Origin of the sequence: Spiroplasma sp. AdecLV25b (assembly GCF_030913225.1) — a bacterium.
GTDB lineage: Bacteria > Bacillota_I > Bacilli_A > Mycoplasmatales > VBWQ01 > Spiroplasma_E.
Map to the genome: position 1 here is coordinate 1 of NZ_JAQYTS010000024.1, position 14510 is coordinate 14510.

A 14510-nucleotide genomic window follows, 5' to 3' on the forward strand; every position below is an offset into this window, starting at 1 on the left:
AAAAAAACAAATTTGTATATGTTTTTAGTTCATGAATTAAGGAAATTTTTTTAAAGTTTTTATCAATAATAATTTTATTTAATTACTTCTTAAAATTTAACTTTAAATTCTTAGTAATAGTATCATAACCTAATAACTTAATAGTACTTACTAAATCAGGACCATGCATTTGACCAGTAGTAATAATTCTAATAGGCATAAATAACAATTTACCATTTACTTTAGTTTCAACTTTAACTTCATTAATAATAGTTTTAATATTTTCATTAGTTCATGCTTGACAAGCAACAATTTTATTAATAAAGGTTGTACACACATTTTTACAATCATTTTCTTTCATAAAGGTTTTAGCATCAACTTCTAATTGATAATTATTTTTAAAAAATAATGTTACTAACTCATTAATTTGAGCACCATACTCTAATTGTGGTTGATAAATGATTAACATTTGCGCCCATCATTCTGAAGAATTACTACTTCAATTATACTTAGTTTTAATGAAAGGGATAACTAACGCTAAGTATTGTTCATTAGTTAATTGTTTAATATACTGGTTATTCATTCATAATAGTTTTTGCGGGTCAAACATACTTGGTGCTTTGCTTAAATATTTAGGAGTAAATAGTTTAATTAATTGTTCTTTACTATAAATTTCTTTTTCTTCGTGCGAACTTCATCCTAGTAAAGCAATGAAATTAAAAATGGCCGCTGGTAAGTAACCTTCTTGACGGTATTGATGAATAAATTGCATTAAACTACCATCACGTTTTGATAATTTTTTGCGATCACTATTAATAATTAATGTCATATGAGCAAAAACCGGTGGTGTTCATTTAAAATATTCATAAATTACTAATTGTCGTGGTGTGTTAGATAAATGTTCTTCACCACGAAAAACATGACTAATTTCCATTAAGTGGTCATCAATAACAACGGCAAAATTATATGTAGCTACACCATTGGATTTGATAATAATAAAGTCGCCTAAATCTTGAGTTTTAAATTCAACATTACCACGAACTAAATCAGCAATCATATATATTTTGTCATCAGGAATAATAATTCTAATAGTATAAGAAACTTTTTTTTGTAAATTATCAACAATCGTTTTATCATCTAATTTTAAACATCTTTTATCATATTGAAAAGCTAAAATGTTATCAGCAGTTTGATCTTCACGCATTTTGTCTAATGTTTCACTAGTACAAAAACAGTAATATGCATGTTTATTTTTAACCAGTTCATGAGCATATTTTAAATAAATATCTAAACGTTCGGTTTGTTTATATGGCCCATATTCACCTAGTGTATCAATAGTTTCATCAGGGATAATTCCCATTCAACGTAAATTATCTAATTGCGAACTAATACCATCAGTAATATTACGTTCTAAATCAGTGTCTTCAATACGAACAATGAATTGCCCTTTATTGTTTTTAGCAAATAAATAATTAAATAATGCTGTTCGTGCTCCACCAATGTGTAAATATCCCGTGGGACTTGGTGCATATCGCACTCTAACTTTCATACTATCACCGTCTTTATGATTTTTGTTTTCTTTTTTTTCGTTTAATTTTCATGGTGTCACTTTTATCGTCTTCTTCATATTCATCATTTTCATCTTCTGTTTCTAAATCTGTCACTTCGTCATTTTCGTTATCAAGAAAAATGGTAATAGTCTGGCTATCATTGGGATCAAATTCATTAGAACTTGGCAAAGGTTGTCGTAATTCAAGTTCAAAATGTTCTTCTTTTTCATGTTGACTTTTATAGTTAAACATTTGAATATTAATCAAATGCAATTTAATTAGTAAAATTACACAACCAACTAGCATGGCAAAAAATATGCCAAATATTGACCAAACTATTGCTAAACTAGCAACTCAGTTTTGATAAAAATGATTGGCAGTAAAAGTAACACCAGTTGGGAGATTTTTAGGTTGAATAATAGCAATTTTATTATTTCATTCACTGTAAAATAACTCACCAGCAAAATTAATTAAAAAACCAATGATAAAAATGCTAAAAGTTGCTACTAAAAACATCAATTTAACACGAGGTGATTTATCAATAAAAATTCTTGAAGTAAAAACACAACCAATAAATGCAATACTACTAATTGCTAATCCAATAACTGGCACATAAAATACAGCACCATAGCTAGAAGGATTAAAACTAGAAGTAGGAACAACTATTTCAAAACCATTAGTATATAAATTTCTTAATTCATAATTTTTCGATAAAAAAATTAAGTATACTAATTGATAAATAAGAAATACTGCTAATAATAAAAAAAACCTAATAAATCACAAATTACAATTTTTCATTTTTAAAATTCTCCTTACTTTTTACTTAAAGTAAAAACTTTTTTTGTTTCTTTTCACGAATTAATTCTTGTTTTTTGATTTTATAGTTTTGCTTTATCAGACTACGATTAGTATAAATTTCGTAGTCTGAATTCATAAAAGTAAATTTACGACGCATAATTCAAAAGTAAACTTGAACAACCAAAATCGAAAAGATACTAATGATAATAAAGATACGGGCAAGAATAGGATTAATTCAATTGTAATGACTACCTCATAAAATTTCTGATTGCGAAATATAAGTTAATTGTACTTCTGAACTTAACATGGTACTAAGAATTAAAAATCAAAAGGCAATATAAAACATACGATTACTATACTTAGAAGAAATATTACTTACCTTAGGAGCAAAAGTTAATAGTAGCATACTAACTATTAATAAAAATAAACAAAGCGCAGGAATATATAATAAATTTAAAATATTATATTTAAAATCTGTCAGACTTAAATTATAAAGTTGATACTTAGCAACATTAATAGTAGCAAATAATGAAAAAATAAAACTTCATATAAAAGGTATAGCACAAACTCCTAAGTAGGCAAAATATGCTTTCTTTATTTTCTTTTCATAAGGGAAAAAAACTGGTTTTTTAGTTTCAAGTTTTTCTAAATCTATCTTATTCATTAATATGCTCCTACTTTTTTTATTTTTGATTTGGTAATTCTTCAACTACTAAAATTAACATAATAGCTGCGATAATTTCACATAACCATATAACTAATGTTATCAAAGAAAAAAACAATAACACAGGTATTGCTCAAAATACGAAACTACCACTTAAAATCAAAGTTGATAAAATTAAAGTTGAAATGGCAATGATACGAATTGAACGCTTCTTTTTTAGTTTTTTAGCTGGCAACATGAAACAAATAACATTAATTAAAACTGCAATTCCTACATATGATAATGATAATGCTAGTTCTAATTTAGTTAATTCAAAACCTAATTTTTTACTAACAACAGCATCTACTAATAACAATATTAAAAAAATAACACTACCGGCAATATGGGCAATAGGGCCTCAAAATAATAAACCACGGGCTAATTTTAATTTTTTTATTAAATCAAAACGCTTAGTCTTTTTGTTAACAATATAATTATCTTCATTAGATTCAACAGGATTAAATGTTTGTACATCACTACTTAACATAAATAAGTTCTCCTTTTCTAAATAGTTTTTTCGTATTAATTATAACAAAACTATTAGATTTTTATATTATTAATTTAAACATTAAAGCGGAAATGACAAATATCACCATCTTGAAAAATATAATTTTTTCCTTCAAAACGTAGTTTGCCTTGATCTTTAACATTCTTCTCGCTACCAAATGTTATTAAATCCTGATAATTATAAACTTCAACTCTAATAAAACCTTTCATAAAATCAGTATGAATAATACCAGCACATTGTGGTGCTTTCATACCTTTAATAAAAGTTCAAGCATGAACTTCTTTAGGACCTACTGTAAAGAAAGTTGCTAAATTTAATAATTGATAAGTAGCAACAACAATTTGATTAATTCCTGAATCAGAAATATTTAATTCTTTAAACATTTCTGCTTTCTCTTCTGGTTCTAATTCTGATAATTCACATTCAGTTTTAGCGCAAACAACAATTACTTCAATTTTTTTCTTACTCATGTATGGCTTTAATATTTCAACATATTTATTAGTTTTAGTTTCTAAATCATTCTCGCCAATATTAGCAATAATAATTAATGGTTTAGCAGTTAAAAAATTATATGATTTAATTGTTTCTAAATCATCATCGCTTAATCCTTGATCACGAATAGCAATTTCTTGGCTTAATTTTTCATTAATTTTTTCTAACAATGCAACTTCGGCAATTCCTTTTTTATCTCTTGTAATTTCAGCTTTTTTACGAACTTTTTCTTTTCTTTTACTAATTACTTCTTGATCAGCAAAAATTAATTCCAATTCAATAGTCTCAAAATCATTGATAGGATTAATTTCACCTTCCACATGACTAACGTTAGCATCATCAAAACAGCGAATTACTTCACAAATTGCGTCAACAGTTCTAATATTACCAAGGAATTCATTACCTAAACCTTCACCTTTACTAGCACCACGAACAAGGCCAGCAATATCATGCATTTCTAAAATAGTTGGAACAATTTTTTGGGGATTAAAAATTTTAAGTAAATTTTTAAATCGTTCATCATTGACAGGAACACTACCAACATTTGGTTTTATAGTGGCAAATGGGTAGTTTTCAATTAATACTTGAGAATTAGTAATGGCTTTAAAAAGCGTTGACTTACCAACATTAGGTAATCCAACGATACCAGCAGTTAACATATTATTCACCTGTTTCTTTTTAATTATATGATTATATAGTATCATATAACATGTAAAGATTTTAAGGTAAAAATAAAAGATTAATCATATATCTCTATTCCTAAAAATTTAATATAAATTTCTAAAATAGTTCCTACTAGAGATGTTATACTTTTAGTGAAAAGTAATCGCAACATATAAAAATGTTTAAATTATGTTTTAATACTCTGATTCATTTTTATGTAAAACTATAACAAATCTTAATCAATAATATATTATTGATTAATTATGAATAATTACTTTTCTAAAAATAATTTTATTTACTCAAAGGTGGGGTTTATTATGATTAACAAACTAATATTATTTTCTTCTATTACCATTACTAACGGGTTAAATTTTTTATCATCTCCCTTAAAAGAATCCACGCACATTTATAATGAAAACTCTGTTATAAATATTAATGATTATATTCAAGGAGCTTTTGCATATGCTGAAGATATAAAATGTTATTCAGGTTGAAAAATTGATAAAATTGAAGATGTAAAACTTTCTAACTTAAAAACTACGGATGCTGTAGGTGAAGCAATTGGGGACCCTGAAATTATTTCTCAAGATAAAACTTTTGAGTATGTCGGTGAAAATATTTTAAAAAATTATAATGATTTAGAGCAAAATATAGCAACTATGAGTTTTACAAAAAAGATAGGTGAAACTGTATCTGCTTCTATATACGCAAGGAATTAAAGTAAGTGAAGAGACGGATATTCTTGTTGACAAAACTAACGTAAAAGTAAGTTTAAGCGGTACTATTGCTGAACAACATCCAGAAACTAAGGAGTATACTGTTCCAGCACAAACTATAAAAGTCCCACCTCACTCTCAGGTAAAAGTCACAGTTTATTGAAGCCAAGTTCAAATTATTCAAAAATAAAAAACTAGTTGTAAACTTTCAGGAACTGTAACAGGTAAATGCTATTCATCAGAACTAACAGCAGTTGTGGTTGTAATTATTGCTGTACTTATTATAGAATTTAATCTTGATTTTAAGTTAATTTTATTATTAAGTTTTTTATTTTTTTTCATCGTAATAACACCCTCAAATTATAACTTATTTGTTTTACTTTTAAAATAATGTTAATAACATTAGTATAATAATCATGTTTATCTTAATAATTTGTAATTTACCCCATATTTTCTTCCTTTTATGTATGGTGATTTTATCATGATTTATAATCTTAACTTTAATTATGATTAATTTAAATATGGATAACATTTTAAAATGTTATCCATATTTTTATTGTTTTAAAGTTTCTTGTTTTTGCTTGTTAATTATCATGCGTTTTTTAGTAAATTCTTTAATATAGTAAATAGGAAACCCTGCTACTAATACTCCACAAACAATGAAGCATTTATACAAGATTCATCAATCATGACTATCACGGGCAAAGACATACATAGAAATAATAGCACCGATTAAACATAAAATATTACCAATAATAGTTGATAAAAATAAAACTCAATATCAAAAATTATTAAACATACGTTTATATGTTGAATCTTGATAACGTAATTTTAACGCGACACTAAAAGCAATAAATTGTAAAACCGTTGTGGCAATAATGAAGTAAGTAACAACACTATACAACTGGTCTCATAATACATAAACTGATGATAACAACATTAATAAAACAATGGCTAAATAAGGTGAATTAGTAGGATTATTAGTCTTGCTAAAGATATTAAACAAGTCATGTTCTTGGGCTAACTTATGAACCATTCGTGAATGGTAAAGCAAGAAGGCATTGAGTGAACCTAAGAAAATAACAATTGATAAGATATTAAACGCTAAAGCAAAACCGTGAGGAATTGTTTTACTACTTAAAATAGCTTCACTCCATAAATTGTTTGAAAAAGCATTTAAATTGTTACTAATATTAATGGTTATAATGGCAACAGCTAAAATTACATAAACACCAACTACTACTAAAATAGCAATAATTTTCGCACGAATAATATTTTTGCGTGGTTCTTTAATTTCACCTGCTACATACGTAACAGCTTCAATTCCTGAATAGGCAAACATGGTCATCGCCATGGCTGGTAATAGCATATAAGAAGTTAAAAATAATTGATGTAAATTTTTAGTAACTTCTGGTTTTTCAAAATTAGCAAGACTCCCATAAACAATCGCTAGTATCATTACCAATAAAATGGGAATGAATTTTAAAACTGTAAAGATAGTTTGTGAAATTCCTACTATTTTTTTTGTATAAATATGAGTTAAACCCATTATTACTAAGACATCAATTCCTATTAATTTAATAAGTCATGGATTAGTAATTGCTGCTAAACTAGCAATTAAATTACCACATGCAATTGTTGCACTAGCAATCGCAGTTGCTGCTACTAATAATACTAAGATTCATCCAAATCAAAAGGCTGTTGCTTGAAATTTAGCTTTTTTTAGTCATGTATAAGCAGTTCCATTTTCAGGATAACTACTAGTTGTTTCGGCAAATAATAGTAGTCCGGGAATGATTAGTATAGCCCCAATAATTCATGCTAATAACATTAAAATGGGATTATATTGGGCTTGATATGCTACTTGACCAAAGGCTATTAAGATTGATGAACCTAAAGTAGCACTAATAGCCATCATAGTTACGGTTAATAAACCATATTTTCTTGTTAACATTAAACTTTGTTTCTCCTTTAAAATTTTTAAATAATAATACTTAGTAATATTAGACTTAAAAATTAAATAAAGCAATAGTTTAGATACGTGTTAATTTATGATTTTGATAATAAAAAAGAGAACCTAATGGTTCTTAATAATCAATGTGAGACTTCGGTTACCCATTGATTAATTTTATATTTCTTGTCACTTTTCGCAATTAATTGCTTACAATTCAACAATGATAATGACATTTAATTAACCTAATTCTAAACTAGAGTAGCAAAGGAAAAAATAATACGATATAATATATAATAAAATCTATATCATCGGAGTACTTTTTCATGAAAAGAAAATTAAATTTATTTTTTGCAACTAGTTTATTAACAAGTTCTAGTCTTACTGCCTTAGTTTTTGTTGTTAATTTTAATGAAGCTAACAATCAAATTATTAATCTTACTAGTAGTAACGTTGATAATCAAACCGCTACTAAATACGCTAATGAAACATCAATTGTTGGTAAATCATTGTTAATTGGTCAAAATCAAAATTTTAATACTAACGACCTTTTAAACAATATGTATGGACAAAACCAAAGCAAGTATATTAATAATTTGACAGGTGATAATTCTGGTAATGATTTTATTAAAAATTGAACAACCAATTTAGATGGTAATAGCATTAACACAATCCAACCATTGTTCCAACGCCATGGTGCTAATCAAGATAGTATTGATAAAATAACCAAAAATATTAGTAGTTATCAAAAATATGCCACTTATTTACCAATGGTTAAAAGTTATTTAAATAATAGTTTTTTATCACAAGATAAAAATGTTGATTTAATAGATACTGCTTTAAAACTTGTTAAAGGACTAATCCCTAATATTGATAATTATTTATCTTACAGTACTTATTTGCCAATGGCAACAAGCGCAGTTAAAGAACTGTTAAGTGATTGAGATCAACCACAAGATTTTAGTGGTGATAATTTACTAGCAAAAATGAAAGATTATATGTCAAAAAAAGGTACATATGCTCAAGCATGACAAAAGCTTAATGATTATGATAATTGACATTATGTTGAAACAAGAGCTAGTGGTTGAAACTGAACACAGTTTTATGAGTACATGGCTGGTGTTAATTTTAATTATATTTTTAAATTAATTTCAGGAAAATATATTGGTGATATGATAGCTGATAATATTACAACTACAGTTGGTTTACTACCAACAGGTTTTAATACTGATGGTTTTCTTAAGACATTTACTGATACTATTAGTAAAATTGTTAATACACCTGCTGCATTGCCATATTTAATTAAAACAATAGTTCCGGTGCTAAAAGCAAAAGTATTAAAAATGGAAAATCCTACTTTAGGAATTAACAGTGTTACTTGAAATGATGATAGTGCTAATAAAGATATTGCTATCAAAACAGTATTACTGGAATTACAACATTTACTATCATCAGCAGGCCATAATGATTTAATTTCATTAATATCTGATTTGTTAGGTGGACCATTTGGTGAAGATATTGTGATTAAAGCGACAGGTTGACCAGTAACTTCGTATTGAACTTTGCCTGAAATTTTTTCTAAATTTTCATTTATTATTAGTATTCATGACATTGCCACTAAAGTTGCTGATAGTTTAACTGATGCTTTAAAATCAATTCCTATTGATGATTATATTAATAAAGTTCTTGATTTTACTAATAAATATTTAACAACTAATCCTGTCATTAAATTGCAAGATTTATCTAAATATTTAGATTTAACGGTTGATAAAACAGAATTTACCACTGCTCTTAATGATATTAAAGATATTATTGATAATCCAAGTACTACTACTCATAATGTCAAAGAAGTGTTAACAATATTAGGTGTTCAGTTTAATGGTGAAACTACTTTTAAAGTTGGTAGTGTTTTGGATAGTTTAAGTGCATGACTTAATACACCAAACAGTAGTATTAATCAACTACTAGGGATTATCCAAGGTGATAAGAACCATCCAGGCATTATTAATAATATGATTACCGAACAAGAAAGATTATATCAAGATGAATATACTAAATATTTTGATATGAGTAATACTACTTATTTTATGATTAGTGATGTGAAAATGAAAAAATATAAAGAAGATAATGGAATAACTAGTGCTGTATTAAGTTATCAAATGTTAAATAAATTAAATGGTAATCATTATCAAATTTCTTTTACTAATAATGATTTTGTTAATACGAAAGATTTTAAGTTAACTTTATTTCATCAAATTTAAAAATGTTAAAAATATAATGTCTCACTAAAACCTGAAATTCCTTTTTTAGATTTATCCCGTTTTTTCTGTTTTTTATTTTCTGCAGTTTGGTTATTGTTAAGACTTGCTACTACTGATTTATTTTCTGGTTGCACATTAATTTCATCACCATTTATCAGTTTCGATTTTTTGTTATTTTTTTCTGCCATCATTGTTACTCCTTATTGATTCATGATTCATAAATTGTTAAAAATTTTTTATTTAGTGGTTGATTTTTTGATTCCAAATAAGTTTTTAAGGTTTTTAAATAAAATTTAAAGGCTAAAGTTAAATCTTTAAATGCTAGTGTTCGTAATTGTTCGACATGAGGTGATGAACGCTCGATAGAAATTTTATCAGCTAATAACACTATTAAATCTAATTCTGTCATCATAATAGCACCAGTAGTATGTTTAGCAATCGCATTTATAATAGAGTCATTAGTAACTAGATAATGATTTTTTAAATATAATGCTGCTACATAACCGTGTCAAACTGGAAACGGTTCTCGTAGTATATCTTTATTATATTTCGTTAAATACCTTGTCATTTTGCCTTTACTTCACTGTTTACAAAGGTCATGATAATTACCAGCAATTTGGGCGTGAATAGGATTAATTTTATAGTGAATAGCCAATTTTCGTGCCATTTCACCAACATTAAAACAATGTTGTGTTCGTTTTTCATCTAAATTAAATTGCAACCTAGTATTATTGTATAATAAATTATCATTAATATAATTATTTACCCTACTATCAAGTTGATTTATAACTTCGCCATTCCTGATTTTGGCAGAACTAATGTCACTACTTGGACTAACAACTAAGTTACGACATTGATATTTTTTCATTAAATCTAAAGTTTTCCGAAAATGGGGACGATTAACAACAACAATTTTTACTAAATTAATTAATTGCTCAATGCCCTGCCACTGGTTTAAAGTGTATAAATTATCAGAACCAATGATAAAATAGAATTTATAGTTACAATAAGTGTTAGTAAAATAAGTAACAGTATTAATAGTATAACTAGGTTCACTATTTGTCAATTCATATTCGTTAAGTTTTAATCATGGATAATCGTTAATGACTAAGTTAATCATTGCTACTCGTTGCTCATTAGTTGCGCTAACACTATCTTTTAAGGGATTTTGTTTGGTTGGTAAAATTCATACTTCATCTAATTGTAATTTTTGATAAGCAGTTTTGGCAATATTTAAATGCTGATTATGAAACGGGTCAAAAGTACCACCCAAAATACCAATTTTTTTCATGTTATTTTTCCTCTAATGCTAATAAGATGTCTTTATTATATTGTTTAGTTCTAATCATTTTGATTTCATGCAAGTATGGTGGTTGGCCATTAATTCATGGTGTTTCTAAAATTTTAACTTTGTTAATTAACTTAGGATGATAAATGATATTAATTAAAGTTTCAAAACCTAAATAACCCATTCCTAAATTGGCATGCCGGTCTTTATGACTATCAAGTGGATTTTTAGAATCATTAATGTGCATAACAAATAATTTTTCTAAGCCAATTAGATTATCAAACTTATTAATAACCTCATCTAAATTATTATTTAAATCATAACCTGCATCAGATAAATGACAAGTGTCTCAACAAACACCAATTAAGTTAGGTTGTTTAACATTATTAATAATGTATTGTAATTGTTCAAAATTAATTCCTACTTCACTACCTTTACCTGACATCGTTTCTAAAGCAATTTTTAAAGTTTGATTAGGTAAACAAGCAGCGTCTAGTCCTTTCACAATTTGTTCTAAAGCAACTTGCGGTAATGCTCCCACAGCAGCACCTGGATGTAAAACTAAGGTTTTAATGCCAATGTCTTGGCATCGGATAATCTCAGTACGTAAGAAATCAACTGCCAATTGAAAAGTACTAGGTTTGACACTATTACCTAAGTTAATAATATATGGGGCATGAACAATAACGTTATCAATACTAATATTATTAGTTTTTAACGCTTGTTGAAATTCAGTAATGAATAAATCTTTGGTTGGTTTACGAATGGTATTTTGTGGTGCCCCTGTGTAAATCATAAAAGCATTGGCACCATAACTAAGCGCTTCTTGAAGTGCTCCTAGTAAATATTTAGGTGCTTTCATCGCAACGTGGCAACCAATAATTAATTCTTTTACTTTCATTAATTTATCCAACTTTCGTTATTTAGATTCTTCAAATAATTTTTTTCTACGGGCAATGGCTTCCGTTTTTTTTATTTTTTTAATTGATGCTTTAATGTGCTGGCGTCTAGTTTCTTTTTTAACTGCTTCTAAATCACGGTTTAATTTTTTCTTATAGCCGGGCGTGACTTTTTTGTTGGCTTTAAATTTATTAATAATGTATTGTTCTTCTTTGTTAGGTTGGTTTTTTTTGCCTTTGCGAATAATAGTTTCATTAGTAATTTCTACTACTAACTTATTATCTTTAATTTTATAGTATTCTAAGGGAACGTGTAAATTTTTTAATTTACGGAGTGCTGAGTTATCATTTTTGTCATAGAAGACATAAGAAATACCAGAGTATTTATCACGTCCAGTTCTTCCAGCACGGTGAAAATAATACTCCATATTATTAGTTGGTAATTGTAAAGAAATAACATGTGATACTCCTTCAATATCAATGCCACGTGCTGCGATGTCAGAACAAATAACGTATTGATAATCAAAGTTTTTAATTCGTTTGAAAGTTTGTGCTCGTTCACGAGCTGGTAATCTACCATGTAAGAGTGCTACTTTTTTATCTAGTTTAATTAAAATATCACCAATGGTCTTAATTTCATCTTTATTGTTAACAAAAATTAAGCATAGATATGGATCAAACATCGACAGTAAAGATTGTAATTGTTTTTTAACATCTTGATGATGGCGATTAATAAAAACATGACGAATTTGTTGAGATTTATTGGCAATAGTAATAGTTGTTGTATTAGTCATATATTTTTTTAATCAACTAGCAAGTTGTGGTAAAATCGTTGCTGAAAAAGTCATGATTTGTACTTGTTGGTGAATTTTAGAAATTAAAAAGTCTAAATCATCCATGAAACCCATTTCAAAGAGCATATCGCATTCATCAATTACTAAAACTTTAGTAGTAGTAATTGCTAACATATTTAATTCATATAATTTTTTTAATCTAGTTGGAGTACCAATGACAATTTGTGGTTGATTATGGGTTAAATTATTACTTTGGCGATTAATATCTTTTCCACCAACTAAACAAGCAATAGTAATATCTTGGTCTTTAATTAACGCTTTACAAAAGTTAAATGTTTGCTGAGCGAGTTCTCTGGTTGGAGCAATAATAACTGCTTGGGTAGCTTTAATGGTAGTGTCACATTTGTTTAAAATCGGAATTAAAAAAGTGTGGGTTTTACCACTGCCAGTTGGACTTTGAATAATTAAATTTTGGTTATTTAGAGCAAGTGGGATAATTTCTGTTTGCACTTGTGTGGGAGTGATAAGTTTTTCTTTTTGTAAATTAGCAATTAATCATGGTTGTAAATTGAATTGTTGAAATGACATTGGTTCACCTTTTTCTTTAATACTAATATTTTATCTTATTTTTGAGATAAAAATGTAAAAATTTACCTGTGAAGTGAAGAAAATTATTGTTGGTCGTAAGAAATGATTGAAAACTAATGTCGGAATTTTCCCAAATTGTAATCTCAAGTGCGAAAATTTAAATTAGGATTACGTCGCTTTTAACTTTATTTTGGTTATGTAGATGGTAGTAAATTATTTAAAAACATGCCAACATATTTACAAATCAGACTTCATAAACCTTTTGATTGAATAATGCGCTAGATTTCTGGCAAAACAAAATATTTTAATGCCGAAAAAGATTACCCTCAAAAGCCTAATGAATTAATGAAATTTTTTATTGGTTATTCACATTTAACTCATGCTATTAATGTTATTTATAGTAACAGGTTTAATAAAACTACTTCATATTTTAATAATGAATTAACAACAACAGAAAAAAATCTAATAATATTAATGGTAATGCTTTTTCTATGAGTACTAACCAATATGGTTATACAGAATTTGAAATTACTAGATCTAATCATGATGTCTGACCTACTATTTAAATAATAATTGCTATAAAATGAGAACTATTCTAAGTTCACTCTAGGAATTTAAAATAATAAAAAGTTAGTATATAACTATCCAAATATTAGTTTTAAAAAACAATTAAAGATGATTTGAAAAAAGTGATTTAGTTTCATTGGAATTTTTATATTAATTTTTTTAGCCGTTTTTTTAACTAATAATGCCCTTAATAGTAGAGAAAATGTTAATAACGTTTTCACCAGTTTAAATCAAAGTAATATGTATAAATATAATATTAATGCATTTCGAGGTATGATTAGCGATAAAGGATTCCAAGCAATTGAAAATCATTTTTTTCTTGCAACTAAATTAACTAAAGACCAAAAAGATTTAATTTCTGATAATCAAATTATCACATCTCCTGATAGTGATGCTAACGATGAAATTCAAAAATGAAATTACAATTTTCGTGCTTGATTAATTAACCAATTTGGTAAAAATAATTATCAATTAGCAGGGCAATACTCAATAACTAATATTGCAACTATTAATGGTAATAATTATCGTATTCGATTAGAAAATGGTTTTAATGATAAGAATTGAACATTTGTTAATCATACAGGTAATATTGTAAATAATTTTTATTAAATAAATGTTTAATATTATTTAATAATTTATCTTTTATATTATTAATATTAATATTTTTAAAATATAATTCTGCTACTTTATGAACAGTTTCTCCTCTTAATCTAGCATTTTCTAATCTATCAAAAGGTACATTTTCATAAGGAT

The 14510-nt window shown here is 26.8% G+C and carries 15 protein-coding genes; 4 read left to right on the forward strand and 11 right to left on the reverse strand.

Annotated features, from left to right (window positions below; genetic code table 4):
- Window positions 1-82: 82 nt before the first annotated feature.
- From gltX to ychF, 5 genes are all read right to left on the reverse strand, one after another.
- Entirely contained in the window at window positions 83-1588 is a 1506-nt protein-coding gene (gene gltX / locus RDJ14_RS02400) for a glutamate--tRNA ligase (RefSeq protein WP_308149777.1), read from the reverse strand.
- Window positions 1542-2327 (reverse strand): hypothetical protein, encoded by a 786-nt coding sequence (locus RDJ14_RS02405; RefSeq protein ID WP_308149778.1) that lies wholly within the window; start codon window positions 2325-2327, stop codon window positions 1542-1544. Before RDJ14_RS02405 ends, gltX begins: the two co-directional genes overlap by 47 nt.
- A 25-nt stretch (window positions 2328-2352) precedes the next feature.
- Window positions 2353-2991, reverse strand: coding sequence for a hypothetical protein (locus tag RDJ14_RS02410; protein ID WP_308149779.1), 639 nt, complete (start codon window positions 2989-2991; stop codon window positions 2353-2355).
- Between the two features lie 19 nt (window positions 2992-3010).
- Window positions 3011-3517, reverse strand: a complete 507-nt coding sequence (locus RDJ14_RS02415) for a hypothetical protein (RefSeq protein WP_308149780.1) — start codon at window positions 3515-3517, stop codon at window positions 3011-3013.
- Window positions 3518-3591: 74 nt separating this feature from the next.
- On the reverse strand, window positions 3592-4689 hold the full coding sequence (ychF, locus tag RDJ14_RS02420) for a redox-regulated ATPase YchF (protein WP_308149781.1): 1098 nt from the start codon (window positions 4687-4689) through the stop codon (window positions 3592-3594).
- A gap of 321 nt (window positions 4690-5010) precedes the next feature.
- On the opposite strand from ychF, the gene RDJ14_RS02425 reads away from it, so the two are divergent.
- Window positions 5011-5412: an ETX/MTX2 family pore-forming toxin gene (locus RDJ14_RS02425; protein WP_308149782.1), complete on the forward strand. Its 402-nt coding sequence runs from the start codon at window positions 5011-5013 to the stop codon at window positions 5410-5412.
- On the forward strand, window positions 5375-5599 hold the full coding sequence (locus RDJ14_RS05215; protein ID WP_374047460.1) for an ETX/MTX2 family pore-forming toxin: 225 nt from the start codon (window positions 5375-5377) through the stop codon (window positions 5597-5599). Before RDJ14_RS02425 ends, RDJ14_RS05215 begins: the two co-directional genes overlap by 38 nt.
- Window positions 5600-5962: 363 nt before the next feature.
- Here RDJ14_RS05215 and RDJ14_RS02430 read toward each other — a convergent pair whose 3' ends face one another.
- A complete protein-coding gene (locus RDJ14_RS02430; protein ID WP_308149783.1) occupies window positions 5963-7363 on the reverse strand; it encodes an amino acid permease in 1401 nt (466 codons plus the stop codon).
- Between the two features lie 323 nt (window positions 7364-7686).
- Between RDJ14_RS02430 and RDJ14_RS02435 the strand changes: the two genes are divergently transcribed.
- Entirely contained in the window at window positions 7687-9621 is a 1935-nt protein-coding gene (locus RDJ14_RS02435; protein WP_308149784.1) for a hypothetical protein, read from the forward strand.
- Between the two features lie 5 nt (window positions 9622-9626).
- Here the strand turns inward: RDJ14_RS02435 and RDJ14_RS02440 are convergent, their stop codons facing one another.
- The 4 genes from RDJ14_RS02440 to RDJ14_RS02455 are packed head-to-tail and all read right to left on the reverse strand — an operon-like array spanning window position 9627 to window position 13190.
- A complete protein-coding gene (locus tag RDJ14_RS02440) occupies window positions 9627-9812 on the reverse strand; it encodes a hypothetical protein (protein WP_308149785.1) in 186 nt (61 codons plus the stop codon).
- A 2-nt stretch (window positions 9813-9814) separates the two neighbouring features.
- Window positions 9815-10912 carry a nicotinate-nucleotide adenylyltransferase gene (locus RDJ14_RS02445; RefSeq protein WP_308149786.1) on the reverse strand — a complete coding sequence of 366 codons (1098 nt, stop codon included), beginning with the start codon at window positions 10910-10912 and terminating at the stop codon, window positions 9815-9817.
- Window position 10913: 1 nt separating this feature from the next.
- Window positions 10914-11810, reverse strand: coding sequence for a deoxyribonuclease IV (locus RDJ14_RS02450; protein WP_308149787.1), 897 nt, complete (start codon window positions 11808-11810; stop codon window positions 10914-10916).
- An 18-nt stretch (window positions 11811-11828) separates the two neighbouring features.
- The gene (locus RDJ14_RS02455) at window positions 11829-13190 is read right to left on the reverse strand and encodes a DEAD/DEAH box helicase (protein ID WP_308149788.1); all 1362 of its coding nucleotides are present in this window, start codon (window positions 13188-13190) and stop codon (window positions 11829-11831) included.
- 675 nt (window positions 13191-13865) lie between these two features.
- On the opposite strand from RDJ14_RS02455, the gene RDJ14_RS02460 reads away from it, so the two are divergent.
- On the forward strand, window positions 13866-14366 hold the full coding sequence (locus tag RDJ14_RS02460) for a hypothetical protein (protein ID WP_308149789.1): 501 nt from the start codon (window positions 13866-13868) through the stop codon (window positions 14364-14366).
- Here the strand turns inward: RDJ14_RS02460 and RDJ14_RS02465 are convergent.
- A partial coding sequence (locus RDJ14_RS02465) for a hypothetical protein (RefSeq protein WP_308149790.1) occupies window positions 14329-14510 on the reverse strand: 182 nt, incomplete at its 5' end. The two genes, RDJ14_RS02460 and RDJ14_RS02465, sit on opposite strands and share 38 nt — an antisense overlap.